Source organism: Methylobacterium sp. SyP6R (assembly GCF_019216885.1).
In the GTDB taxonomy this organism is placed as follows: domain Bacteria; phylum Pseudomonadota; class Alphaproteobacteria; order Rhizobiales; family Beijerinckiaceae; genus Methylobacterium.
The window spans coordinates 616,532-640,662 of record NZ_JAAQRC020000002.1; the positions used below are offsets into that span (position 1 = coordinate 616,532).

Genomic DNA, 24,131 nt, shown 5'->3' on the forward strand with positions numbered 1-24,131 from the left:
GCGCAAGCGCTCCCCATGGACATTCCTTCAGCTGCAGCCGCCCTTGCCCTCGTAGACGGGCGCGATGGAGCGGACGGCCCGCCCGCCGGGAGCGGCGCGCGAGAACTCGCGCCAGCTGTCGTCCCGCCCGGCGCAGCCGCTGTTGGGATGGCCGAACACCCGGGGATTGCGCAGATGGCCTGCGAGATGCCGGAACAGCGCCCCCGCGACGTTGTCCGTGCCCGAAGCGGTGTTGCAGCCGTGCAGGACCACCACGACGTTCTCGGCGAGCGCGTCCGTCGGGATGTCGGTCACGAGCCGGGCGCCCTGCGCCCGGTCCGCCGCATCGACACCGTCGCGGTAGAGGCCCACCGCCCCGCCCGAGCGGGAGCCGAACACGCCGTTCGATCCGCTATGGCTGAAGATGTGGATCGCCGTGACGCGCTTGCGCTGGCAGGCTCGGGCCGCCCGGATCGTGCCGATGATGTCGGCGCCGGTCTCGTAGGCCGTGCCGCCGACCCGCCTGGCGCAGCCCGGCGACGTGGGCGCCGCCTGTGCCCGGATGCGGCCGGCCCAGCGCGTGGCCTGATGCTGGAAGTGGTTGCGGTGCGCGGCCAAGCTCGCATTCTGGAAGAAGCACAGGGCCGGCGCGATCGCCGGGGCGGTGCCCGGCCGGCGCGGCGGGACGGGCACCTCGCCGGACCACTCGCCCTCCGCCGCCAGCTCGCTCCGGACGCCGCCGCGGGGCACGCCGCAGGTCGTGGTGTCGGGCGGGTTGCGCCGGCCCGGTCCCGGATGATGGCCCGGCAGGAAGATCTCGACGCGCCGGCTCTGGTCGGGGGTCGGCTTGGTCTGGCGCTCGCCGCAGGAGGTCAGGCGCACGGTGAAGCCGCGCGTCGCGCCGCGCCGTCCCGCTTCGAGGGCGGCGCAGAGGGCCTGGGCGACCGCCTGGGCGCGGCGGCGCGCCAGGGCGAAATTGTAGTCGTCGTCCCCGGCCGCGTCCGTATGGCCGGCGATGGTCACCGACCGGATCGGCCTCCCTGCGCGCTGCGAGGCGAGGATGCGCGCGGCGAGCGCCCGGATTGGCGGCCCGTGCCGGGCACGGTCGAGGGCGCTGGCGTCGAAGCGGAAGCGGTCGAGCACCAGGGCGGGCCGCCCGGGCGGCGGACAATCGACGTTGATCACCGCGCAGGGCTTCGACGCGCCGGAGCGAGAGGGGGTGCGGGGCGCCTCGCCCTGCCAGTTCTCGCCTTGCCAGTTCTCGCCTTGCCAGTTCTCGCCTTGCCAAGCCTCGCCTTCGAATGCTTCCCCTTCGAAGAGTTCGCCCTCGAACGCCTCTCCCTCGAACGCTTCGCCCTCGAAGACCTCGCCTTCGAACAGCTCGTTCTCGAAGGCCTCGCCGAGGGGCATCGCCTCGAAGGTCTCGCCCTCGCCGACAAAGGCGAACTCGCCCTCGTTGTCCCGCTCGCGGCAGGCCGCGCAGCCGCAGCCGCCGCGGGTCAGTTCGCCCTGCTCCGGCGGAGCGTCGCCGGGGGACGTGTCGCCTGCGCCCTCCGGCGGGGGCTCGCCGCCGCCCTCGGCCGGCGCGCCGCCGGGTCCGCGGGCGCAGGCGGCCCCGAGCGCCGCTTGGGTCGGCGGCCCCATGATCCCGTCGACCGGCAGATTCTCCCGCGCCTGGAAGCGGCGCACCGCGTCGCGGGTCGCCGGATCCAGGAATCCGGTGATCGGCAGGGACAGGCCGAGAGCACGGTTGAGGCAGCTCTGCGTCCAGCGCGCCAGCTCGCTCGGCCCCTCGCCTCCGACGATGGTGGGGGAGATGCCGTCGATCCAGGCCGGTCCCGGATAGGGCCGCCAGGGAGAGCGAATGAGGGGCGGCCGGAATGTCGGCGGCTTGATTCGCGACGGCCCGCCAGGGGGATGCGGGACCCGCATCCGGAGAGCCGGCGCCCTCGGGGCTCGCGCCGGCTTTGCAAGGGCGGCCGGCCGGCGGGCCTGGTGCGGGCTCGGCCCCCGCCAGGCCGGCGACCGGGGCGGGACGCGGCGGACTTCGCCCTCCTCGTGGAACTCGGGCAGCCATTCGCCCTCGCTCTCCGTCTCACCCAGGAAGGGGATCGTCTCGAACTGATCGATGGTGGCCATGGCGCAACCTCGTCCGGTGCGGCTGCGAGCCCCTGCGGGCGAGCCGGATTCAGGAGGGAACGGGCGGCGGGCAAAGGGACCCGCCGGAGGCGGGTCAGCGGGCGCGCTGGAGCGCGAGCCGCTTGCGCAGGTGCCAGGAGGGCGGCGTGACGTCGACGCCCTCGGGGTTGCTGAGATCCGCCCCCGTCACGGCGCGGTAGGCGTGGATGTAGCTCTGGATCTCCGGGCGCCAGTAGCGGGCCCAGTTCTTGGCCGCGTTCTCGTCGTTGATGCCGATCCAGTCGTTCCAGCGCACCGAGAGCAGGACCTGCTCGCCGTAGACGCCGAGATCGCGGAAATGCGTCACCGTGACGTCGGACCAGCCCTGGAGGGTCTTCATCGTGTCGACGGCGGGCATCCAGCGCTCGGTATAGGGCACCATCGGCCGGCTCTGGAGGAAGTCGCGCATCTCCGGGCGCGCCAGGATCCATTGCTGCATCAGCATCTCGACCCGGGCCGTCCAGGGCAGGTCGCCGAACTGGTTGTGGGCGCCCTGGGCCAGGAGGAGGTGCACCTCCTTGAGCGAGTTGAGCAGGGGATAGCCGTCGGCGATCACCGTCGTGTCGCTGTCCTCCTTGTAGAAGACGTAGGTGCGGTGCAGGAGGTTGTGGAACGCCTCCAGGAACTTGGAGCGGCTGTCGGCGGGGCGCAGGCCGGGCACGGCGCGGCCGTAGATCGGCAGCCCGTACTGGTGGTCGTACTCGTAGGCCCGGCGCTGGACCGAGAGGCGGTTCCACTCGTCCTGGATGTAGCCCCACAGCACGCCGTTGAGGGGCCGCAGCGGATCGATCTCGAGATGCGCGAGCGGGTCGCGCCCGCCCGGCGCCCGCACGTTCTGGAAGCGCCGGCTGATCGCGTTGAGGGTCTGCACGAGCATGCCCTCCTCGTGCCAGTACGACCAGATCAGCTCGACGAGGCAGGGCGCGTCGATGCGCGCGGCGATGAGGCCGTGGCACAGGAGGCCGCGGCTGGTCCCTTCGCGGTCCGCGAAGGCCGTGTCGATGATCCGCTGGATGTAGGGCAGGCGGCCGCTCGACAGATCGAGGTAGCTCGTGATCCGCGACGACAGCTCCTCGGGGGAGACATATTCGCCGAGCCGGGAGCCGTCCTCCTCCGCCGTGTCGCGGAACGCGTCGGGATCGCGGGCGACGCCGCAATGCGTCAGCAGGAAGACCTGCGTGGCGGTCTTCAGCATCTCGTAGGCGTTGACCCCGCCGACGAAGGCGTGGGGATGACGGGCCTGCTGGCGCAGTTCCATGAGATGCGGCGGTTGGGGGTGTTCGCCGCAGAACACGCGGTCGATGAACTGGAAGTACCGGCCGCTCGACATCGCCTGGGCGGAGGCCCGGATCGCGTTGTTGACGATCGCGTCCCGGGTCATCACGGCGCCGGTCCGCTGAAGCGCCACCCGCACGACCGGGTCGGGCGGCTGCGACGCCCTCGGCGGCTCGATCCACGCCGAGGCCGCGAACAGGCTGTCGCCCCGGAAGTAGAGCGGTTCGGCCCGCTTCCCGGCGCCGAGGATCTTGACCTCCCTGGTGAGGGAGAGCGTGACCTGCACGGGTTTTGCCGGTGCCGGCATGAAGAAGTCGTCGGTCTCGACGGCCGGGTTCACCAGGTCGACGGGTCGATGATTGGGATCGGTCCATGCGGGCTGCAGATCGAAGGCCTTGAACCCGCCGGCGAATCCGGGGTGGCGAAGCCGGACATAGGCGCCGCCGGCAGGAAGCCCGAGATCGTCGCGCGTCGCGTCGTCGATCTGCGTCACTTGCAGCGCCTCGTAGAGGCCGTTCACCAGGTAGACCGGGCGAGACCGGCTGATGGGATTGCCGTCGCTCGGCGTCGCGATGGCGATGATCTCGATCGGCGTCGGGTTGCTCGTTTTCGGAAACGTCAGGAATATCGTGCTTGAGACGATTTTTCCGTCATCCCTGGTGTCATTCGACGACGGAAAAATCGAGATGTCCTGATCGGTCTTCGCTTCGAGCGTCAGCGTCCAGTCCCTGGACGGGACGTTGTCCGCCGGAGTGAACTCCACGGTGACCGGCAGCGTGTCCCCCGGTGCGACAAGCTGGTTCTGTGCCTCCTCGTTACGGAAGAGGAAGCGGAAGTTCGGTGTGGACGTCTGCTTGGCCATCGTCATCTCCTCTCGCGGGATCTCGTCGCAGCATCTCGGGGTCAGGCGGCGCGGGCGGGCGGCGCGGCGGTCCCGGCGCACAGGGCCGCGGTGTTCACGGTCGCCCGCAGGGTCCAGAAGGTGAGCAGCTTGGCGATCAGTGCCGCCTCGTCCTCGGGGTCGAGCCGGCCGTCGGCGCGGGCCTGGCCGAGCACGGCGAGGACGAGGGCCGGCCGGGCGCGGTAGAGGCCCGCCGGCGCGGCGTTCCAGGCCCGCCAGAGTGCGGCGAGCCGCGCGGGCTGGCGCGGCCCGAGGTCCAGCGCCTCGCGCAGGGACGCGCCGCGCAGGCGGGGCGGGCGGTGATCGGCGAGCAGCGCGACGAAGGCCGGCATGGTGCTCTCGGCCGCGGCGATCACGGCGCCGATCTGGGGCGGCACGCCCGCCCGCGGATAATAGCCCTCCCACAGGGCGGCGAGGCGCCGCCATTGCGGGTGGGGGTAGAGCGCCTCGCCCATCGCCGCGCTGAGCTTGACGCGCAGCCAAGGCATCGGATGCGGATCGTCGAGGTTGAGCCGGAAGACGAAGGGACGCGGCAGGGCCACCACCCCCATCAGGCCCATGGTCGACACGACCCCCACCCGCGCCACCGACCAGAGGTCGGCGACGATCTCGGAGATCCAGCGCTCCCACATTCCCCAGGCGAGGCGCTCGGCCTCGGCGCCCCGCTGCCTGTGCTGCAGCGCCGTCCGCAGCGAGGGCACGAGATCGAGGAGCGCGGCGGCCTGGTGGCCGACCTCATGGACCAGCGACGAGGCGATGCCGCTGCCCACCATGCGCTCGCGCGGCATGCGCACGATCGCCACCGGGTTGTCGCCCCCGCCGGGCAGGCGGGTGCGGGCGCGCCGGATGGCGGCGCCGACGTCGCGGTCGAGGTAGCAGATGATCGGCGGCGCCTCGTAGGCGCCCGGCAAGGCGAGGGCGTCGCCCGCCAGGACGTCGAGGCCGCCGAGCCACACGCCGGTCTCCGCCTCGCTGCGCTGGGTGATGACGTCCGCGAACAGGTCGAACTGCGTCAGCACGACGTTGAAGCGCAGCCGCAGCATCACGAAGCGCCGATGCGCCTCCTCGGTCGTCGCCGCGCCCCCCGCCGGCCCGTCGATCCAGGCGAGGTAGCCCTCGATCAGGCTGCGCAGCTCGCGCCGCCCCGCGACGAGGAACCGCTCGACGGCGCTCTGCGCGCGGGGCAGCAACGCCGCCGCCGGCAGCATCGTCTCCTGGAGCGCGAAGGGCTTGATCCGCGCCAGGCGCCCGAGCAGGGCTCGGGCCTCCTGGCGCAGCATCGCGCGGGCCAAGGGGGCAAGGGGCGGCGCAAGGGGAGGCGCGAAGGCCATGGCGGTGCCCGCCTACACGCCGAGAAGGACGATGCGGGTGCCGCGCCGGATCCAGCGGCCGGACTGGCCGCCGCCCGCGCTGCGCCGCGCCGCGAGAAGGCCCGGTGCGTGCCGGCGCGCCGCCTCGCGCGCCGCGGCCTGCGCGACCTGGCGCGGGTCGCCGCCGCCATCCACCGCCTGCTGCACGGTCTGGCCGGCGAGCTTGACGAACTGCGTCGCGCCGGCGAATTCCCGATCCTCCTGCGCCATCATCTCCTGTTCGAGGCCGAGGGCCGAGCCGGCGGCGCTGGCAAGCCCCCGCCCGATCATGCCGCCGAGCGGGCCGCCGACCGCGGTGCCCAGCGCGGTGCCGGCGAGCGGCAGGGCCTTCTTCGCCACGCCCTTGAGCACGCCGCCGAGGGCGCGGCCGATCGGGGACCGGATGGCGCTGCCGACCGCCTGGCCGGCCTTCCGGATGAGCTTGCCGAGGAACTGGTCGAGCTCCTCCTCGCTCTGGACTTCGAGCAGCTCGCCGGCGAGCTCCATCATTTCCTGTTCGGAGAAGACCTCGTAGCCCCACTCGCCTTCGCCTTCGCCTTCGCCTTCGCCTTCGCCTTGGTACTCGCCAAACCAGCCTTCGGCCTGGCCGTACTCCGTCTCTCCCTGCGGCCACTCGAACTGCTCGGATTCGAAGGTCTCGCCTTCGTGGCCGAACTCCAGCATGTTGCGGTCGATGTTGTGCATGTCAGCCTCCTGCGATGATCGCCTCGCCGGCGGCGGGCGGTGGGAAAGGGAAGGGCGCCCGGGTGGTGCGGGCGGGACGCCGATCGTCCGCGCGGGTGCCGGGGCGCGGCCCGGGAGCCCCGGCGGGGGAGAGGCAAGGGGAGGGGTGAGGGAGTGGACCAGGCCTGGGGCGAGCCGCGCCGCCGCGGCGGCGAGCGCCCGGCGCGCGGCTGCCTCGGGATCGGGCCCGACATCGCGCGCCGCGCCGCGCAAGGCCGCCGCGACGAAGCGCACGAGGCGCCGGGCGATCTGGAATTCCTGGTCCTCGCGGCTCAGGCCTTCCATCTCCAGGCCGAAGCGGGAGCCCGCCAGCGCGACGAGGCGGCTGCCCAGCGTGGCGCCGAACGGTCCGAGGCGCTGGCGCGGCGGCGTCGCCCGCAGCGCGGCGACGAGCATGGCCTCGATCTGCCGGACCGCGGCGGCGAGCGCGTCGGGCGACCCCGCCATCCTCTCCGCTCGGGCCGCTTCACGGGCGGCCTCGTGCAGGAAGGAGTGGAGGGCCGGGGCGTCGCGCAGCTCCAGAAGCGCCGTCGCCCGCGCCATCTCGCGCAAGTGCCCGTGGCCGGATGGCGGCGGAGCGGCGGTCTCGCCCTCGAAGGTCTCGAGTTCCGGGTCGTAGGCGAGAAGGCGGCTTGCCATGGGCCAGTCTCCCGACCTTCCGCCGCGGGGCCGGCGGTGGTCGAGAGGGCTTGCGCAAGCGCTGTGCCATTGGTCAAATATCTGATTTAAAAGGATTTTTATGCAGAGGGGCGATGTCCGGGGTGAAGTCTGCTTCGCCGATCGGAGCCGTCACCGAAGCGCCCTTCGCCGGCCGGTCCAGCCGGACGCAGCCCGATCTGCTGGATGAGTCGCGATCGGAGGTGGCCGGCAAGACGGCCCGGACCTGCGGGCCGAGCGTCAGGATGAGGGCCCGCGCGCCGCCGCCCGCACCTCGGCCAGGAAGGCCTGCGCCAGCCGCGACAGCGGCTCGGCCTCCGACCACAGCATGAAGGCCTCCACCGGCGTTCGCGGCACGAACGGGCGCACCACCACCGGGTGCGCTCCCCCTTGCGAGGGCGAGAACGGATCGACCACCGCGACGCCGACGCCCGCCCCGGCCAGCACGCAGGCGGTGTTGCAGTAGCGGACCTCGACGGTCGCGCCGAACGGTACCCCGGCGCGGGAAAAGCTGTCCCGCACCGCCTCGCCGAGGCGGGTGCCGCGCTCCAGCCCGATGAAGGGGTGGCGCGCGAGGTCGTCCGGCGTGACGGCGGCCTCGCGGCTCAAGGGATGGTCGGGGGCCATGACGCAGACCATCTCGCCCCGGTGCACCACCTCGTGGGCGAGGCCGACATGGTTCGACAGGCCAAGCGCGAAGCCGAGTTCCGCGACTCGGCCGGTCACGCCCTCGATCACGCCTTCGTAGCGGCGCACGTCGAAGAACAGCCGCGTCTGCGGCCGGGCGCGCACGAAGGCGGCGAGCGCGCGGGGCAGGAGGCCGTAGGCCAGCGGCGGCGTCGCCATGAGGGCGAGATGCCCGTGCCGGTTCTCGCGCAGGTCGCGCAGGCGGCCTTCGAGCTTGGCGTGGAGGGCGAAGATCGCCTCGCTCTCCTTGTAGAGCGTCATCGCCTCGGCGGTGGGAAACAGCCGGTTGTTGATGCGGTCGAACAGCGGGAAGCCGACCTGCGCCTCCATCGCCTTGAGGGCGTTGCTCACCGCCGGCTGCGACACCGCCAGCTCCTCGGCCGCCGCCAGGGTGGTGCGATGCCGGACCACCGCCCGCAGGATCTCGAGCTGCCGCAGGTTCATCATCACTCCACATTATAGTTGCGCGGAATTTATCATAAGCCTTGCAATTGTGGAGGCGTAAGGAATATGCATGATTGGGTTCCGAAGGTCGGACGGAATAGTTTAATGCTTATAAATTAATCGTAATGCCCACTCAGAGGTCACGATGTCCCGTCACCGAAGCGGCAGCCCGGATGGGACAGGCCCAACGCACCGGACCGGCGTCCCGGCCTTCCGGGCCGGCGTGATCGAGCCGGCATGATCCTGGCAGGGCTCGATCAAGGCAGGGCTTGGAAGCGTGCAAGCGACGACGGAGGATCGATGACGAGCGGACGCAGTCTCGCCGAGGGCTTTCCCGACCTCACCGGCCTGCCGACCGCGCGGCGGACCCATTGGGGCCGCTGGATCGCCGCCGCGCTGATCCTGGCGGTCCTGGCGCTGATCGGGCGCGCCTTCGCGCAAGGCCAGATCGAGTGGGCTTACGTCGGCCGCTTCCTCACCGTTCCGGTGATCCTGCACGGCATCGTCAACACCCTGGTGATGGCGGTGCTGGCGATGGGCCTCGGCATCGCGCTCGGCCTCGTCGTCGCGGTGATGCGGCTCTCGCCCAACCCGGTGCTGAAGGGCGTGGCCGCCGGTTATGCCTGGCTGTTTCGCGGCACGCCGCTGATCCTGCAGCTGCTCCTGTGGTTCAACCTGGCCCTCGTCTTCCCCGTGATCGGGATCCCGGGCCTGTGGACGGTCAAGTCGGTCGAGGTGATGACGCCGTTCCTTGCCGCCCTGCTGGGCTTAGGGCTCAATCAGGGCGCCTATACCTCGGAGGTGATGCGCGCCGGCCTGCTCTCGGTCGATGCCGGACAGTACGAGGCGGCGCAGGCGATCGGCATGGGCCGGCTGAAGGCGCTTCATCGCATCATCCTGCCCCAGGCGATGCGGGTGGTGCTACCGCCGCTCGGCAACGAGTTCATCGGCCTCGTCAAGGCGACCTCGCTCGCCAGCGTGATCCAGTATCCGGAGGTGCTGCACGCCGCCGAGAACATCTACTACGCCAATTCCCGGGTCATCGAACTCTTGATCGTCGCCGGCCTGTGGTACCTGCTGGTGGTCTCGGTCCTGACGCCGCTGCAGATGCTGCTGGAGCGCCGCTTTTCCCGCGGTGCTGCGAGGATCGCCCGATGAGCGCGCCACCCCTCGTCGCCATCCGCCGCGTCTCGAAGACGTTCGGCACGTTCAAGGCCCTCGACGACGTCTCCCTCGATGTCCGCTCCGGCGAGGTGATGTGCCTGATCGGTGCCTCGGGCTCGGGCAAGACCACGCTCCTGCGCTGCGTCAACCAGCTCACCCGGATCGATGCCGGCGGCATCTGGCTCGACGGCGACTTGCTCGGCATGCGCGAATCCGGCGGCCGGCTCCACGCCTTGAGCGAGCGCGAGGTGGCGCGCCAGCGCCTCAGGACCGGCATGGTGTTCCAGCGCTTCAACCTCTTCCCGCACAAGACGGCGCTGGAGAACGTCACCGAGGGGCCGATCCAGGTCCAGGGCCGCCGGCCGGCGGAGGTGCGGGACGAGGCGGTGGCGCTGCTCGCCCGCGTCGGCCTCGCCGCCAAGGCGGGCAACTATCCCTCCCAGCTGTCGGGCGGGCAGCAGCAGCGCGTGGCGATTGCCCGGGCGCTCGCCATGAAGCCGCGGCTGATGCTGTTCGACGAGCCCACCTCGGCCCTCGACCCCGAACTCGTCGGCGAGGTGCTGGCGGTGATGCGCGAGCTCGCCCGGTCGGGCATGACCATGATGGTCGTCACCCACGAGCTGGGCTTCGCCCGCGAGGTCGCCGATACCGTGGTCTACATGGACCAGGGCGGCATCGTGGAGGTGGGCACGCCGGCGGAGGTCCTGGGCGGTCCCCGCGAAGCCCGCACCCGCAGCTTCCTCTCGGCGGTCATCGGCTGAGAGTCCGTTTTTTCGAGTTCACGAGGAGATTTTTTGTGAAGCGCCTGATCGCGATCGGTCTCATGAGCCTGTCCGCCACTGTGGCCGCGGCGCAGGACGCCCCCAAGGCCGCCCTGCCGCCCGACGTGGTCAAGAGCGGCAAGCTCAAGGTCGCGATCGTGCCGAACTACCCGCCGATGGAGTTCAAGAGCCCCGAGACCGGCCAGCTCACCGGCTTCGACGTCGATCTCGGCGACGCCCTGGCGAAGAAGCTCGGGGTGAAGCTCGCCTGGCAGGAGACGAGCTTCGACCAGATGATGCCGGCGCTGAGCACGGGCCGGGTCGACGCGATCCTGTCGGGCATGACCGACTTACCCACCCGGCACGACACCGCGACCTTCGTCGATTACCTGCGCAGCGGCCCGCAATTCTTCGTCCGCAAGGCCCGCGAGGCCGAGTTCAAGGACATGTCCTCGCTCTGCGGCAAGAAGGCCGGAGCGAGCCGGCGCACCTCGTTCCCGCGCGAGATCGCCGCCTGGAGCGAGCAGCACTGCAAGGACAATCCGGTGGTGTTCGTCGGCACGGAAGGCTCGGCCGATGCCCGCACCCAGCTCAAGCAGGGCCGCATCGACGCCGCCGTGCAGGGTAACGAGACGCTGCCCTACGTGATGGGGCTCGAGCCCGACACCTACATGGCCATCGGCACGCCGATCGCCTCTCAATATACCGGTATCGCGATTCCGGTGAAGGAGACCGGCTTGCAGCAGGCGATGGCCGGCGCCCTCGACGCGCTGATCGCCGACGGGGCGTACAAGGCGCTCCTGGAGAAATGGAAGCTCACGGCGAACGGCGTCGACAAGGCGGTGATCAACGGGGCGAAGTAGCCGCTCACGATCACCGAATGTCTCCCACACGATAGAGCGCGGGTTTCCCCTCTCCCCGCGGGCGGGGAGAGGGCTGATCCCCCGTCCAGGGGGAGCGGCAAGCCCGTAGGGCGAGGGTGAGGGGGTGGTGTCGGAGGAGTCTCGCTCGTCGAGACCCCCTCACCCTCGCTCCGGCTTCGCCTCCGCTTGCCGTGTCTCTTGAACAGAGACACGGCCCTCTCCCCGCCCGCGGGGAGAGGAGAAGCCTGCGCCTCCAAGCCCGGACAGCCCTGCCGCACCGGAGACCGCGAACCTTTCGACGCCGGTGCTCTGAAACACGCCACCCCCACGAGACCGCCCATGAACCGCGCCGCCCTCGACAGCATCCCGGTCGCCCCCGCCAACCTCGCCCCGCCGGCCCCGGACTATCCCTGGCCCACCCCGTACCGGTCGGCGATGTTCCTCTCCTTCGACGTCGATGCCGAGAGCGCCTGGACCAGCAAGGATGCGGGCCATGCCGAGCGCCTCGTCACCATGAGCTACGGCGCCTACGAGGCCCGGGTCGGAACGCCCAAGCTCCTCGAACTCCTCGACCAGCTCGGCCTCAAGGGCACGTTCTTCATCACCGGCTGGGCGGTCGATGCCTATCCGGCGATGGCCGAGGCGATCCTGAGGGGGGGCCACGAGATCGGCCATCACGGCTACCACCACCTGATGCCCGATCCGGGCGCGCCCTTCATGGAGGAGGAGGTGGAGCGCGGCTTCGAGACCCTGAAGCGGCGCCTCGGCGTGGTGCCGACGGGCTACCGCGCCCCCTACGGCGAGTTCACGGAAGGCTTGCGCAAGATTCTGGTGAAGCACGGCATCGTCTATACTTCGTCGTTCCGCGACGACGTGCGGCCCTACCGCCACGTGCTGCGTGACGGCACGCCCGGCCCGATCGAATTACCGGTGACGGCGAGCTACGACGACTGGATGCACGGGCTCTCGACCCGGTTCAGCCCGCGCTCGATCTTTCCCAAGGAGCACGTCCTGTCGCTGTGGAAGGACGAGCTCGACGAGGTGCGCGACTGGGGTGCGATGGTGACGACGGTGCTGCATCCCCAATGCAGCGGCCGGCCGATGCGGCTGCGCCTGCTGCGCGAGTTCCTGACCTACGCCCAAGGCTGCCCCGATCTCTGGATCACCACCGGCGAGGCGATCGCCGGGAACTTCCTGACGCACGAGAGGGCGGCGTGACGACGGTCGCGATCTTCGGCGCCTGGGTCCTGACCCGCCGGGACGGCCGTCCCCATGTCGTGCGCGACCGCTGGGTCCTGGTCGAAGGCAACCGCATCGCCGCGGTCACGCCGGACCGGCCGGCCGCCGACGAGACCTTCGACCGGCCCGGCCGCTTCGTGCTGCCGGGCCTCCTCAACCTGCACAACCACTGCTTCAGCGAGGCGATCGCCCGCTCCCACACCGAGGACGGCCGAGGCCGAAAAGGCGGCAGGAGCATCGTCTACACGGTGCTGCTGCCGCTCTCGAAGACCGCGCTCACCCTGCTGTCGCCGCAGGAGCGCCTGAGCATCGCCCAGCTCGGCATCCTGCAGCTCCTCAAGGGGGGCGCCACCACGGTGATGGAGCCGTTCCGCAACGGCCTGCCTGAGATGTTCGAGGCGGCCGAGGAGATGGGCTTGCGCTTCTACGGCGCGCCCTACCTGTTCTCGACCGCCGACGCCAAGGCCGGGCCGGATGGCCGCGTGACTTACGCCGGCGACGACGGCGAGGCCGACCTCGCCGCCTGGAACGCGCTCCACGCCCGCTGGGAGGGCAGGGGAGAGGGCCGCATCCGGCTCGCCATGAGCCCGCACGCCACCGATACCTGCGGCCCGGACCTGCTGCGCGCCTGCGCCGCCCGGGCGCGGGAACTCGGCGTGCCGATCACCACCCACCTCGCCCAGAGCGACGACGAGGTCGCGACGATTCGTGCGCGCCACGACGGGCGCAGCCCCGCCGAGTACCTCGACTGGCTGGGCCTCCTGGCGCCGGACCTGCTCGCCGCCCATTGCATCGCCAGTACCGACGACGACCTGCGCCTGATGGCGGCGCGGGGCGCCACGGTGCTGAACTGCCCGCGGGTCTTCGCCCGGGCCGGCCGCACCGCCGCGCTCGGTCGCTTCGCCGCCCATGGCATCCGCACGCTGGTCGGCACCGACGGCTACAACATGGATCTGCTCGGCGAGCTGAACGCCGCCTCGCTGATCTCGAAGATCGCCGCCGGCCGGGCCGATGTCGCGGATTCCGCCACCCTGATCGACGCCGTGACCGGAGAAGCCGCCGCGGCGATCCGGCGCCCCGACCTCGGGGTGATCGCGCCCGGCGCCGCCGCCGACCTGACGGTGGTCGACATGATGCACCCGCACCTCCAGCCGCTGCACGATCCCCTGCGCGGCCTGATCGCGCTGGCCAACCGCGCCGACATCGCCCAGGTGATGGTCGACGGCCGGATCCTCGTCGACGAGGGCCGCTACCGCCACGGCGACGAGGCGCGCATCGTCCGCGAGGGGGCGGCGGCGGTCGCGCGGATCTGGGACCTGCCGGAGGCCCGCGCGGCGTTCGAGGAGGAGTGAGGGCCTGCTTGAGAGCAAGATGATAATCAAGAATTAGAAATAATAGAAATCCTGCCCATTGACCTCATCCTGAGGTGCGAACGGAGTGATCCTCGAAGGAGGGCTCCAGATGGCCATGTGACTTCTAGGGCCCTCCTTCGAGGGCAGTCGATCTACAATCGACTGACGCCTCAGGATGGGGTGAGATGATAGAGTTTTTTCCGCCTTATCTCACGTATTTAATGAAAAATGTTCTCTTGGTCTGTTCTCGTCGAACGAGTCGAGCAGTACGCGTCGGCACGTGTGATGGCCCGCCCGGCCGCCCGGTTGTGCGGCCAGGGGTTTCGACGTAAGGCGCTGGGCTCGTTTCCGCTTCGGTCGAGGATGGGGGGCCTTCGTGAGCGACGCGCGCGGGTCCTCGGCGGATCGCAACGGCGAGGCCCGGGGAGAGGCCCCGACCTCACGCGGCTTGATCGCGCACCTCCTGGACAGGCTGCCGCTGCGCTCCGGCGGCTTCATCGTGACCCTCTACGGCGACGTGGTCGAGCCGCGCGGCGGCCGGCTGTGGATGGGCAACATCGTCGAGATCGGCCGGATGGTCGGCATCAGCGAGACGCTGGTGCGAACCGCCGTGTCGCGGCTCGTGGCGGCCGGGCAGCTCACCGGCGAGCGCCAGGGCCGGCGCAGCTTCTACCGGCTCACCGAGGCGGCGCGGCGCGAGTTCCTGTCCGCCGCCCGGACCCTGTTCGCGCCGCAATCCGAGCCCGGGTGGCTGTTCGTCTGGCTCGGGCTCGACCAGGCCGGCGAGGCCGGGCCGTCGCTGGAACGGGCGGGGTTCGTCCGGCTCGGGCCGCACTGGCTGCTCGGACCGGCCCGTCACCGGCCGGCGGATCCCGCCCTCGTGGTCTTTGAGGCCGGCACCGCGCCGAGCCCGAGGCTCGCGGACCTCGTCGCCGCGCATTGGGACCTCGCCGTCTTCGCGGCGGCCTACGACGCCTTCCTGGCGGCCTTCACGGGAATCGCGGATGCGCTCGATGCCGGGGCCCGACCGACGGACGAGGAAGCGCTGCAATTGCGGCTGCTGCTCGTCCATGCCTATCGTCACGCGGCGCTCCGGGATGCGCGGCTGCCCGCCGCGACCTTGCCGCCCGACTGGAGCGGGCACCGCGCCCGCCGGCTGTTTGCCGACCTCTACCTGCGCCTCTCGCCCGCCGCCGACCGCCATGTCGGGCACCACTTCCTGGCCGGCGACGAGCGGCTGCCGGCGCAGACGGCGGAGACGGTCGGCCGGACGGCCTCCCTCAGCCGGATCCGCGACGAGGCCTGACCCACCGCCGGGGCTCGTCCGCGGGCGGGCGGCGTCGGATCGAGACATCACATCAAATCCAAAAAATGGCGTTGCAGTGTGATGCTTTCGATGGTAGACAATCGGGCAAATGCTCGGACCGGCCGTCACGGTCGCTGCCCGAATGAGAAAAGGGTGGCGGTGCCAGGGGGCGGGGTCCGCGTTCCGACGGGAGGGTGTCGCATGTATGCGCAGCTGGTGAAGACGGACGGCACCCGTGTCCGCGGGCTCGACGAGATGTCGGCCGAGGAGCGCGCGTTCCAGGAACGGATCGACCGCGGCGAGAAGATCGAGCCGAAGGAGTGGATGCCCGAGGGCTACCGCAAGACCCTGATCCGGCAGATCGGCCAGCATGCCCATTCGGAAATCGTCGGGCAATTGCCGGAGGGCAACTGGATCACCCGGGCGCCGACGCTGGAGCGCAAGGCGATCCTGCTCGCCAAGGTCCAGGACGAGGCCGGCCACGGGCTCTACCTCTACTGCGCCGCCGAGACCCTCGGCGTCAGCCGCGACGAGCTGATGGAACGGCTCCACGCCGGCAAGATGAAGTATTCGTCGATCTTCAACTACCCGACCCTGACCTGGGCCGACATGGGCGCGGTCGGCTGGCTGGTCGACGGCGCGGCGATCATGAACCAGGTGCCGCTGCAGCGGACGTCCTACGGGCCCTACAGCCGGGCGATGATCCGGATCTGCAAGGAGGAGAGCTTCCACCAGCGCCAGGGCTACGACCTCATGAGGACGATGGCGCGCGGCACGCGAGCGCAGAAGCACATGGCGCAGGACGCCCTCAATCGGTTCTGGTACCCGGCGCTGATGATGTTCGGGCCCTCCGACAAGGATTCGGTCCATTCGGCCCAGTCGATGGCCTGGAGGATCAAGATGAACACCAACGACGAGCTGCGCCAGAAATTCGTCGACCAGACCGTGCCGCAGGCCGAGCATCTCGGCCTGACGGTCCCGGACGAGAACTTGCGCTGGAACGAGGAGAAGGGCGGCTACGACTTCTCCGAGCCCGACTGGAGCGAGTTTTTCGACGTCATCGCCGGCAACGGGCCGTGCAACCGCGAGCGGCTGGGAGCGCGGGTGAAGGCCTGGGAGGACGGCGCCTGGTTCCGCGACGGGCTGAAGGCCCATGCGGACAAGGCGGCGCGCCGCTCCGCCATGGCCGTCGCCGCCGAGTGATCGGGGAACAATGGGCGGCCCCCGGCCTGCCCGAGACACAAGCATCCCGGGAGGATCGCGCATGTCCAGCGAATGGCCGTTATGGGAGATCTTCATCCGCGGTCAGCACGGGCTGAACCACCGCCATGTCGGCAGCCTGCACGCGCCCGACGCGGAGCTTGCGATCAAGAACGCCCGCGACGTCTATACCCGCCGCAACGAGGGCGTGAGCATCTGGGCGGTGCGGTCGAGCGACATCGTGGCCTCGAGCCCGAGCGACAAGGGCCCGCTGTTCGAGCCGGCGAACAGCAAGGTCTACCGGCACCCGACCTTCTACGACATCCCGGACGAAGTGGGGCACATGTGATGCCGTCCCTGCCCGACGTGATGACGCCGGATGCCGCTGCGCTGGCCGCGGCGGCCGCGGCCGGGAGCCAGCCTGTCCGCGATGCGGAGAAGGACGCGCCCGCCCGCGCCGCCCTGTTCGAGTTCCTGACCCGGATGGGCGACACCACCCTCGTGCTCGGGCACCGCCTGTCGGAATGGTGCGGCCACGGCCCGGTGCTGGAGGAGGATATCGGGGTCGCCAACATCGCCCTCGACCTGATCGGCCAGACCCGGTTCTGGCTCGGGCTGGCCGGCGAGATCGAGGGGAGGGGGCGTAACGCCGACGACCTCGCCTTCCTGCGCGACGTCTGGGACTTTCGCAACGTCCTCCTGGTCGAGCTGCCGAACGGCGATTTCGGCCAGACGATCATGCGCCAGTTCCTGTTCGATGCCTGGCACGTCGCGATGCTGCGGGCGCTGACCTCGTCGTCGGAGCCGCGCGTGGCCGAGATCGCCGGGAAGGCGATCAAGGAGGCGCATTACCACCTCGAGAAATCCGCCGACCTGGTCGTGCGGCTCGGCGACGGCACCGAGGAGAGCCACCGCCGGATGCAGGCCGCCCTCGACCTGCTGTGGCCCTATGCGGGCGAGTTCTTCCTGAGCGACGCCACCGACGCGGCCCTCACGGAGGCCGGCATCGCGCCCGATCCGGCGAGCCTCCGCTCAGGCTTCGACGCCACGGTGCTGCCGATCCTCGCCGAGGCGACGCTCGCGGTCCCGGCAAGCCCATTCGCTCAGAAAGGCGGCCGGCGGGGCATCCACACCGAGCATCTGGGACGGATGCTGGCCGAGATGCAGTTCCTGCAGCGCGCCTATCCCGGCGCGACCTGGTAGGGCGCCATGGAGGCTCACGCCCGGCCCGCGCCCGACGAGATCCGCGGCTGGCTCGCCGAGGTGCCGGATCCCGAGATTCCGGTGATCTCGGTGGTCGATCTCGGCATCGTCCGCGACCTCGCCTGGGACGGCGACACCCTGGTGGTCACGGTGACGCCGACCTATTCGGGGTGCCCCGCGACGGCTGTGATCAACCTCGCCATCGAGGAGGCGTTGCGCGCCCGCGGGATCGAGCGCCTGCGGATCGAGCGCTCGCTGACGCCGCCCTGGACCAGCGACTGGATCGGGGAGGCCGCCCGCGAGACGCTGCGGGCCTACGGCATCGCCCCGCCGATCGACGGGACGGCGGCGGATGGCCGGCTGCTCGGGCGGATCGGCCGGCTCACCGGGGCTTCGAACCTTGCCGTGGCCTGCCCGCGTTGCGGCTCGAACCGGACCGAGCGGGTCAGCCAGTTCGGCTCGACCCCCTGCAAGGCGAGCTGGCGTTGCACGGACTGCCTCGAACCGTTCGACTACTTCAAGTGCATCTAGAGAGCGTCACGATCGCATTGCACTCGCGAAGCTCTCCGGGCCTTTTATTTGCCGCATTTTCTTCGACGAACCGGTGTCGACTTCGTCGCGGAATGCTCCAACCTGGGACGACCGGCGGTCATGGCACGCTTCTATCCCCTCGACGTCGCGGAGATCCGGCGTGAAACCCGGGACGCGGTGGTGCTCACCCTGAAGCCCCGCGACGGCGATGCCGACGCTTTCGCCTTCACGCAAGGCCAGTACCTGACCTTCCGGCGCGCCTTCGACGGCGTCGAGCTGCGCCGCTCGTACTCGATCTGCGCCGGCCGGGACGAGGGCGCGCTACGGGTCGGCATCAAGCGCGTCGAGGGGGGCGCATTCTCGACCTGGGCCAACCAGGAGCTTAAAGCCGGCGATGTGCTGGAGGCGATGCCGCCGATGGGGGCGTTCCACACGCCGATCGAGCCGGAGGCCGCCAAGCATTATCTCGGATTTGCCGGCGGCAGCGGCATCACGCCCCTGCTGTCGATCCTCAAGACGGTGCTCGCCCGCGAGCCGCGCTCGCGCTTCACGCTGGTCTACGCCAACCGCCAGATTTCCTCGATCATGTTCCGCGAGGAACTGGACGACCTCAAGAGCACCCATCTCGGCCGGCTGGCGATCGTCCACGTCCTGGAGAGCGAGACGCAGGACATCGACCTGTTCACCGGGCGCATCGACGCGGAGAAATGCGCCGCGCTGTTCCGCCTCTGGGTCGATGTCGGGTCGGTCGACACCGCCTTCATCTGCGGGCCGGAGCCGATGATGCTCGGCATCGCGGCCTCCTTGCGCGAGCACGGCCTGACGGACGCGCAGATCAAGTTCGAGCTCTTCGCCTCGGGCCAGCCGGGCCGGGCCAGGGCGCGAGCGGTGTCGACCTCGGCCTCCGCCGCGGACGCGCAATGCGAGGCGACGGTGACGCTCGACGGCGCGACGCGCACCTTTAAGATGCCGAAGCAGGGCGCGAGTCTGCTCGATGCGGCGCTCGCCAACAGCATGGATGCGCCTTACGCCTGCAAGGCCGGCGTCTGCTCGACCTGCCGCGCCAAGGTCCTGGAAGGCGAGGCCGAGATGATCACCAACCACGCGCTGGAGGATTACGAGGTGCGTCAGGGCTACGTCCTGACCTGCCAGTGCTACCCGACGACGGACAAGCTGGTCGTCAGCTACGATCAATAGGGGCGGCGGGGAGGGGATGGTGTCGGAGACGATGACGATCGACGATTACCTGGCGCAGGGCGGCATCCTGACCACTCCGTCCAATGCGCCCCCGCGCTACCGCGGCGAGCTGCTGCGGCTGATGGCGACCTTCGTCGACAGCGAGCTGGCCGGCTCGGCGGGGTTCGCCGAGGTGATCAACGACGCTCCCAGCCTCAAGGCGCGGATCGCGGCCTCGCGGATCGTGCTCGAGAAGACCGATCACGCCGAGCGCGTGCTCGACCTGATGGGCACCTTCGGGGCCGATACCGCCCGCTACGCCGTCCATCACCCCTGGGCGGCCCGCCTCACGCGCGACGCCGAGATCGGGGCGTCGCGCCGAGGCTCGGACATGCGGCTCTCGGTGTTCCACTCCCCGCTGCAGGGCTGGATCGACGCCGTGGTGATGAACGTGCTCATGGGCCGGGCGGTCGGCATCCAGCTGCAGGAATTCTCGCGCGTGTCGTATGCGCCGCTGGCGGACGTTTTTCGCGCGATCGCCCCGCGCGAGGCGCGGCACGCCGAACTCGGCGAGGAGGGCCTCACCCGCATCGTCGCCACCGAGGACGGGCGCGCGGCGGCGCGGTGCAGCGTCGCCTTCTGGCGGCCCCGGGTCGCCGCGAGCTTCGGCCGCGAGGATTCCACCCGGTTCGACACCCTCCGGCGCTTCGGCCTGCGCCACCGTACGAACCAGGAGCTCCTGGCAACCTGGACCGCGGAAATGGACGCTCGTCTGCCGACATTCGGCCTGGGCTGATCGCGCCGTGTCATACCAACGGTCGTTGAAAACGACCTTTGGTTCTGTTCTCGGATTTTCGCCAAGCCTCTGGCTTGGTGTCGAAAATTCGAGATGGGTCAACAGTCCGACGCGTCAGCCTCTTGGACTGTTGGTATAATGTGAGCCGCGCCGGGTTTTACGGAAGCTGCTTGCCTTGGGGCAGGCGGCTGGGGTCGGTCGCCGACATGGGCCTGCTGACGCTGCCGACCGGTGGTTCGATTCCCCCTCCGGGCAGGCACCCGGCGTCGTGCAAACTCCCCGGTGCTCGTCGACGAACCTCGTCATGGCCGTGACCGACGGTCGAGCCCCCCTTCGAGGCCGCCTCGGTGCGGGGCGCCGCGAGTGCGGTGGCGAAGAGCCCGAAGGCGGCCATGACGGCAACGGCGTCGCGCCACCCCGTCTCGGTCGTGGCCGCGTTCCACCACGCGGCGGGCCGCAATCGGTGCTCGGCAGCAAAGAGGTCGAGACCGACACGACAGCACGCAACGAATCTATCGGATTTTCCCGAATTCATCTGCAAATTCAAATGAAATCATGTCAAATCATAAATTTATCGAAGCATCACGGAATTAAAAAACTTACAGACCCAAAACGGAATTTTCATAAAGCAATAGACGATTGAAGACAATTTTATAATATACATTGATCTTATATTAAGCAATTGCATCAAAAAATCCGAAATAGACAAAAAGGATAAATACTACATATAAGTATAAAACTTCGTTCAAAAGAATATATTTTTTATTATTTTGTAGATCAGACGCTTATGATCAATTCGCCCACATATTTGACCCTGCTAGACTGCATGACCAAGTGAGTGACGTATTTTAGCATCAGGCGCGATGTGATCGTACGATCGTACCGTTGAATGCGTGACAATCAGACCGTCCGGATGCTCCATTCCGCAGAGACGGCGACGACGGACCGGCGATAATGCCTGCCTATGAAGGGTCGGCTGGATCTTCATATGCCGTCTGTCATTCGATAAAATCATCAAATTGGCAGAAAACTTTGCCAAGAACTTACACGCAAGAGGAGTTGTTCATGCCTTCTCGGTGCCTGCACCTTGCATTGCTGCTTACGGGGCTGGCGCCGGCCCTCGGCCATGCCGCCGATGCGCCAGTGCCGGTCCCGGTGCTGCCGGTCGTCGATCCGCAGGCCGTGTCCGCGTCGTTCGGCTTCCGGGCCGTCACGGATTACAATTCACGCGGCATTTCCCAGACCAACCGCAATCCCGGGGTGCAGGGCTACCTGGAGATGCAGGCGCTCGACGGCCTCGTCTATGCGGGCATCGCCGGCGAGTCGGTGACGCTGCCGAACCGCCCGTTCATGGAGATGGACTTCTCCGCCGGCATCCGGCCGACCTTCGGCGCCTGGAGCTTCGATCTGGGCTATCTGTTCTACAACTATCCGAACGAGCGCGCGCTGCGCGGGCCGGACGGGACGATCTACACCGCCAACAACGCCGATTACTACGAGTTCGTCGCCAAGGCGGCCTACGCGGTGAACGACGCCCTCACCCTGGGCGCCAACGTCTACACCTCGCCGAGCTATTTCGGCACCCACGCCCCGGGCACCTACGTCTCGGGAATCATGAAGTATTCCATTCCCGCGGGCACCTTCGGCGTCCTCCCGAGCGGGCTGATGCTGTCGTCGGAGGTCGGGCACTACTTCCTCGGGACGACCAACGCCTCCTTCGGGCGCTTCAACCTGCCAAACTACACCTACGGCAACGTCGGCATCGCCTACACGGTGAAGAACGTCACCCTGGACCTGCGCTACCACGACACGACGCTGACGAAGACGCAGTGCGGCACGATCACCGCGCAGCCGCGCGGCATCGCCAACGGATCATTCCAGTCCAACTGGTGCGGCGCGGCCTTCATCGCGACCCTGTCCTTCGACGTGACGTCCAAGGATCCCGGCATCTTCGCCAAGGACGACGCGACCGGCCCGTCGGTCCCGGCCCGCACGAGCGATGCGGAGAAGCCGGCGACCCGGTAGGCACCCATCGCGAGTCGAGCCTGGCCTGGGATTGGATCGCCTGGCGTCACGTGCCGGGCGGACGCCCCGGGCCGACGATCCGGGCGATTCGCGACAGGCTGCGATCCGCTCCGCCCGTCCAGTCGGCGAAGGTGGAGGATGCCCCCCCGGGCGCCGCCCCGTCGCGCGGGTCGTCGTCGGCGTTGATGGCGCAGAAGGCGGCCCCGAGGGCCCGCGCCATCCGCCAGCCCCGCTCGGGATCTCCGGCGAAGATCCCGGCGCGGAGCGTGGGGCTCCCGAGCGCCGGGACGAGGGCGGCCTCATCGTCGAACGGCTCCAGGGTCACGACCGGCGCGAAGCTGTGCCCGCGCACGAGGGCCATGGCGTCCCGGCAATGATCGAGGACGAGCGGTCCCTCTCCCCCGAAGACCAGTTCCGCGCCCGCCGAAAGGGCGTCCCGCCGGGCCTCGTCCAGCCCGGCCGCGTGGGCCGGGGAATGCGCCGGGCCGACCTGGGTCGCGGGATCGAGGGGATCGCCGACGCGCATCGCGGCGGCGACGGCGGCGAGCGCTTCGCGCAGGGCGTCCCGCGCATCGGCATGGACATGCACGCGGGTCTGGCCCGCGAAGGTCGATCGCAGCCAGGAGCCGGTGCCGTGCAGGATGGCCGCGGCGGCCCGGTGGAGATCGGCCCCCGGCAGCACGATGGTCGCGGTCTTGGCGTCCCCGAGACCTGCGCCGAGGTCGAGATCGTCCGTCACGGCGCACCGCTCGATGATCAGATCGGGCTCCCCCCGCAGGAGGCGCGCGCTCTCGCGGTCGCCGCACAGCATCGTCAGCGCCCCGTCCGGGAGGCCCGCCCTGCCAAAGAGCGAGGCCAGCGCCGCGCTCGTCCGGGTCGCGCCCGGATCGGCGAGGTAGACCAGCGCGTTGCCGTGGGCCAGGGCGGGAGCCTGCTCGCACAGGCCGAGAAGCGCGTTGCTCCAATGTCCCGCGGCGGCGACGAGACCCAGCGGCTCCCGGACCCGGCGGCCGAGCCGATCCCGACCGAGTTCCACCAGCGTGGCCCCCGCCCCATCGGCGAGACAGGCGGCGTGGTCGAGCAGGCGGATCGCCCGCGGAAGGTCGAGGCCGGCGGTCTGCCGGACCGGGCGCCCCGTCTCGCGGGTCTCCAGGCGCGCGAGGTCCGGCCCCTCGGCCCGCAGGAGGTCGGCGCAGCGGGCCAGGATCCGGGCCCGGCCCGGGCCGCCGGTCTCGCGCCAGGCGGCGAGGCCGGTCCGGGCCTCGTGGACGGCCAGGCGGATCTCCGCCTCGCCGGCCGGCAGGAACCGGGCGATCTCCTCCCCGGTGACCGGGCTGACATGCCGGACAGCCCCCCGCGCCGCGCCGGGCGCCGCGACGCGGATCGGCCGCATCCCGTCCCTCGCATCCGGGGCGGCCGGAAGACCCGATCCGGCGAGCAGGCCGTCGATGAAGGCGTGCACCACCGCGCGGGCCGCCGCCCCGTCCGCCCCGGCCTCGCCGGGCGTCGCGTTCGTCACATGGGAGCGCAGCCAGAGGCCGTCGATCATCGCGGCGATCATCGTGGCATGGAGCGCGACGCACGCATCGGGCACCAGGCCGCGCAGGCCGTGGCGCAGGTTGGTGATCATCCGCCGCTGGTAGATCGCCTGTACGCGCTGGTAGCGCCGCGAATGGGCCATCTGGCCCCAGAAGGCGAGCCACACGGCGCTGGTGCGCCGATCGAACTCCTCGTCGGCCAGGGCGGCGTCGCAGACGGCGTAGAGCCGCTCGCGCCCGGTCCGGGACGCCGCGAGCTTGCCCGCGGTCGCCCCGGCGAGGCGCCCCGCCATGAAGCGCAAAGTCGCCTCGAGCAGCCCGTCCTTGTCGCCGAAGTAATGCGCGAACAGGCCCGCCGAGACGTTCGCCCGCCGGGCGATCTCGCTGAGCGAGGCGGCCTTGAAGCCGACCTCCGCGAGCGTCTCGATCGTCGCCTCGACGAGGTGGCGGCGGCGCGCCGCTTCGAAGGCCTGCAGCGGGCGTGTCTGCATCGGGCTGGCGTGAAGGGGGCTGGTCTGGAGGGGCTTCGGCTGGGTCATCGCCGTCCTTGCGCCGGAACGTCCGGTCCGTTCGTGCCGCCGGATCTCCGGCCCGTGATTGAACAATCATTCAATTCCGTCCGGCGCGCAACGGCCATGTCACCGCGACCCCTCTCTCTCGCGTCGAGACGCCATCTTGATTTGTAAGTACTTATGTCCGTTGCATCGCACAATCGCAGCGCATCCCTGCCCGCATCGCAGCACAAGTGGCGAAAAATAATGCG

General features: G+C 69.9%; 20 protein-coding genes. 14 read left to right on the top strand and 6 right to left on the bottom strand.

Annotated elements, in window-relative coordinates; genetic code table 11:
* Window positions 1-27 precede the first annotated feature (27 nt).
* The 5 genes from HBB12_RS32120 to HBB12_RS32140 form a co-directional block, all read right to left on the bottom strand.
* The gene (locus HBB12_RS32120; protein WP_236993135.1) at window positions 28-2,118 is read right to left on the bottom strand and encodes a peptidoglycan-binding protein; all 2,091 of its coding nucleotides are present in this window, start codon (window positions 2,116-2,118) and stop codon (window positions 28-30) included.
* 94 nt (window positions 2,119-2,212) lie between these two features.
* Window positions 2,213-4,294, bottom strand: coding sequence for a hypothetical protein (locus tag HBB12_RS32125; RefSeq protein WP_236993136.1), 2,082 nt, complete (start codon window positions 4,292-4,294; stop codon window positions 2,213-2,215).
* Window positions 4,295-4,335: 41 nt separating this feature from the next.
* Complete coding sequence (locus HBB12_RS32130; RefSeq protein ID WP_236993137.1) at window positions 4,336-5,664, bottom strand: hypothetical protein; 1,329 nt, start codon at window positions 5,662-5,664, stop codon at window positions 4,336-4,338.
* A gap of 12 nt (window positions 5,665-5,676) precedes the next feature.
* Window positions 5,677-7,065 carry a hypothetical protein gene (locus tag HBB12_RS32135; RefSeq protein WP_236993138.1) on the bottom strand — a complete coding sequence of 463 codons (1,389 nt, stop codon included), beginning with the start codon at window positions 7,063-7,065 and terminating at the stop codon, window positions 5,677-5,679.
* Window positions 7,066-7,323: 258 nt separating this feature from the next.
* On the bottom strand, window positions 7,324-8,214 hold the full coding sequence (locus tag HBB12_RS32140) for a LysR family transcriptional regulator (protein ID WP_236993139.1): 891 nt from the start codon (window positions 8,212-8,214) through the stop codon (window positions 7,324-7,326).
* A 300-nt stretch (window positions 8,215-8,514) separates the two neighbouring features.
* On the opposite strand from HBB12_RS32140, the gene HBB12_RS32145 reads away from it, so the two are divergent.
* The 14 genes from HBB12_RS32145 to HBB12_RS32210 all read left to right on the top strand — a co-directional run bounded on the left by HBB12_RS32145 (window position 8,515) and on the right by HBB12_RS32210 (window position 21,830).
* Entirely contained in the window at window positions 8,515-9,372 is an 858-nt protein-coding gene (locus HBB12_RS32145) for an amino acid ABC transporter permease (RefSeq protein WP_236993140.1), read from the top strand.
* Window positions 9,369-10,139, top strand: coding sequence for an amino acid ABC transporter ATP-binding protein (locus tag HBB12_RS32150; protein ID WP_236993141.1), 771 nt, complete (start codon window positions 9,369-9,371; stop codon window positions 10,137-10,139). Before HBB12_RS32145 ends, HBB12_RS32150 begins: the two co-directional genes overlap by 4 nt.
* A gap of 35 nt (window positions 10,140-10,174) precedes the next feature.
* Window positions 10,175-11,002 (top strand): ABC transporter substrate-binding protein, encoded by an 828-nt coding sequence (locus HBB12_RS32155; protein WP_442919389.1) that lies wholly within the window; start codon window positions 10,175-10,177, stop codon window positions 11,000-11,002.
* Window positions 11,003-11,341: 339 nt separating this feature from the next.
* On the top strand, window positions 11,342-12,220 hold the full coding sequence (locus tag HBB12_RS32160) for a polysaccharide deacetylase family protein (protein WP_236993142.1): 879 nt from the start codon (window positions 11,342-11,344) through the stop codon (window positions 12,218-12,220).
* Entirely contained in the window at window positions 12,217-13,593 is a 1,377-nt protein-coding gene (locus HBB12_RS32165) for an amidohydrolase family protein (protein WP_236993143.1), read from the top strand. The genes HBB12_RS32160 and HBB12_RS32165 overlap by 4 nt, the downstream gene beginning before the upstream one ends.
* Before the next feature lie 376 nt (window positions 13,594-13,969).
* Window positions 13,970-14,899 carry a PaaX family transcriptional regulator C-terminal domain-containing protein gene (locus HBB12_RS32170; RefSeq protein ID WP_236993144.1) on the top strand — a complete coding sequence of 310 codons (930 nt, stop codon included), beginning with the start codon at window positions 13,970-13,972 and terminating at the stop codon, window positions 14,897-14,899.
* A 201-nt stretch (window positions 14,900-15,100) separates the two neighbouring features.
* Window positions 15,101-16,102: a 1,2-phenylacetyl-CoA epoxidase subunit PaaA gene (gene paaA / locus HBB12_RS32175; protein WP_236993145.1), complete on the top strand. Its 1,002-nt coding sequence runs from the start codon at window positions 15,101-15,103 to the stop codon at window positions 16,100-16,102.
* Between the two features lie 61 nt (window positions 16,103-16,163).
* Window positions 16,164-16,448, top strand: coding sequence for a 1,2-phenylacetyl-CoA epoxidase subunit PaaB (paaB, locus tag HBB12_RS32180; RefSeq protein WP_236993146.1), 285 nt, complete (start codon window positions 16,164-16,166; stop codon window positions 16,446-16,448).
* A complete protein-coding gene (gene paaC, locus HBB12_RS32185) occupies window positions 16,448-17,302 on the top strand; it encodes a 1,2-phenylacetyl-CoA epoxidase subunit PaaC (protein ID WP_236993147.1) in 855 nt (284 codons plus the stop codon). The genes paaB and paaC overlap by 1 nt, the downstream gene beginning before the upstream one ends.
* 6 nt (window positions 17,303-17,308) lie before the next feature.
* The gene (paaD, locus tag HBB12_RS32190) at window positions 17,309-17,833 is read left to right on the top strand and encodes a 1,2-phenylacetyl-CoA epoxidase subunit PaaD (RefSeq protein ID WP_236993148.1); all 525 of its coding nucleotides are present in this window, start codon (window positions 17,309-17,311) and stop codon (window positions 17,831-17,833) included.
* A 120-nt stretch (window positions 17,834-17,953) separates the two neighbouring features.
* Complete coding sequence (gene paaE, locus HBB12_RS32195; RefSeq protein ID WP_236993149.1) at window positions 17,954-19,030, top strand: 1,2-phenylacetyl-CoA epoxidase subunit PaaE; 1,077 nt, start codon at window positions 17,954-17,956, stop codon at window positions 19,028-19,030.
* 31 nt (window positions 19,031-19,061) lie between these two features.
* Window positions 19,062-19,805, top strand: a complete 744-nt coding sequence (locus HBB12_RS32200) for a Phenylacetic acid catabolic protein (protein WP_236993150.1) — start codon at window positions 19,062-19,064, stop codon at window positions 19,803-19,805.
* 304 nt (window positions 19,806-20,109) lie between these two features.
* Window positions 20,110-20,448, top strand: coding sequence for a hypothetical protein (locus HBB12_RS32205; protein ID WP_236993151.1), 339 nt, complete (start codon window positions 20,110-20,112; stop codon window positions 20,446-20,448).
* A 422-nt stretch (window positions 20,449-20,870) separates the two neighbouring features.
* Window positions 20,871-21,830, top strand: a complete 960-nt coding sequence (locus tag HBB12_RS32210) for a TorF family putative porin (RefSeq protein WP_236993152.1) — start codon at window positions 20,871-20,873, stop codon at window positions 21,828-21,830.
* A 46-nt stretch (window positions 21,831-21,876) separates the two neighbouring features.
* Here HBB12_RS32210 and betI read toward each other — a convergent pair whose 3' ends face one another.
* Complete coding sequence (betI, locus tag HBB12_RS32215; protein ID WP_236993153.1) at window positions 21,877-23,907, bottom strand: transcriptional regulator BetI; 2,031 nt, start codon at window positions 23,905-23,907, stop codon at window positions 21,877-21,879.
* Between the last annotated feature and the right edge of the window lie 224 nt (window positions 23,908-24,131).

Coding starts and splice junctions, on each gene's coding strand:
- HBB12_RS32135 (WP_236993138.1), bottom strand. CDS start 7,065: ATGGCAAGCCGCCTTCTCGCCTACGACCCGGAACTCGAGACCTTCGAG.
- HBB12_RS32150 (WP_236993141.1), top strand. CDS start 9,369: ATGAGCGCGCCACCCCTCGTCGCCATCCGCCGCGTCTCGAAGACGTTC.
- HBB12_RS32160 (WP_236993142.1), top strand. CDS start 11,342: ATGAACCGCGCCGCCCTCGACAGCATCCCGGTCGCCCCCGCCAACCTC.
- HBB12_RS32120 (WP_236993135.1), bottom strand. CDS start 2,118: ATGGCCACCATCGATCAGTTCGAGACGATCCCCTTCCTGGGTGAGACG.
- HBB12_RS32205 (WP_236993151.1), top strand. CDS start 20,110: ATGGCCGTGACCGACGGTCGAGCCCCCCTTCGAGGCCGCCTCGGTGCG.
- HBB12_RS32200 (WP_236993150.1), top strand. CDS start 19,062: ATGACGATCGACGATTACCTGGCGCAGGGCGGCATCCTGACCACTCCG.
- HBB12_RS32140 (WP_236993139.1), bottom strand. CDS start 8,214: ATGAACCTGCGGCAGCTCGAGATCCTGCGGGCGGTGGTCCGGCATCGC.
- paaD (WP_236993148.1), top strand. CDS start 17,309: ATGGAGGCTCACGCCCGGCCCGCGCCCGACGAGATCCGCGGCTGGCTC.
- betI (WP_236993153.1), bottom strand. CDS start 23,907: ATGACCCAGCCGAAGCCCCTCCAGACCAGCCCCCTTCACGCCAGCCCG.
- paaC (WP_236993147.1), top strand. CDS start 16,448: ATGCCGTCCCTGCCCGACGTGATGACGCCGGATGCCGCTGCGCTGGCC.
- HBB12_RS32130 (WP_236993137.1), bottom strand. CDS start 5,664: ATGGCCTTCGCGCCTCCCCTTGCGCCGCCCCTTGCCCCCTTGGCCCGC.
- HBB12_RS32145 (WP_236993140.1), top strand. CDS start 8,515: ATGACGAGCGGACGCAGTCTCGCCGAGGGCTTTCCCGACCTCACCGGC.
- paaE (WP_236993149.1), top strand. CDS start 17,954: ATGGCACGCTTCTATCCCCTCGACGTCGCGGAGATCCGGCGTGAAACC.
- paaB (WP_236993146.1), top strand. CDS start 16,164: ATGTCCAGCGAATGGCCGTTATGGGAGATCTTCATCCGCGGTCAGCAC.
- HBB12_RS32125 (WP_236993136.1), bottom strand. CDS start 4,294: ATGGCCAAGCAGACGTCCACACCGAACTTCCGCTTCCTCTTCCGTAAC.
- paaA (WP_236993145.1), top strand. CDS start 15,101: ATGTATGCGCAGCTGGTGAAGACGGACGGCACCCGTGTCCGCGGGCTC.
- HBB12_RS32210 (WP_236993152.1), top strand. CDS start 20,871: ATGCCTTCTCGGTGCCTGCACCTTGCATTGCTGCTTACGGGGCTGGCG.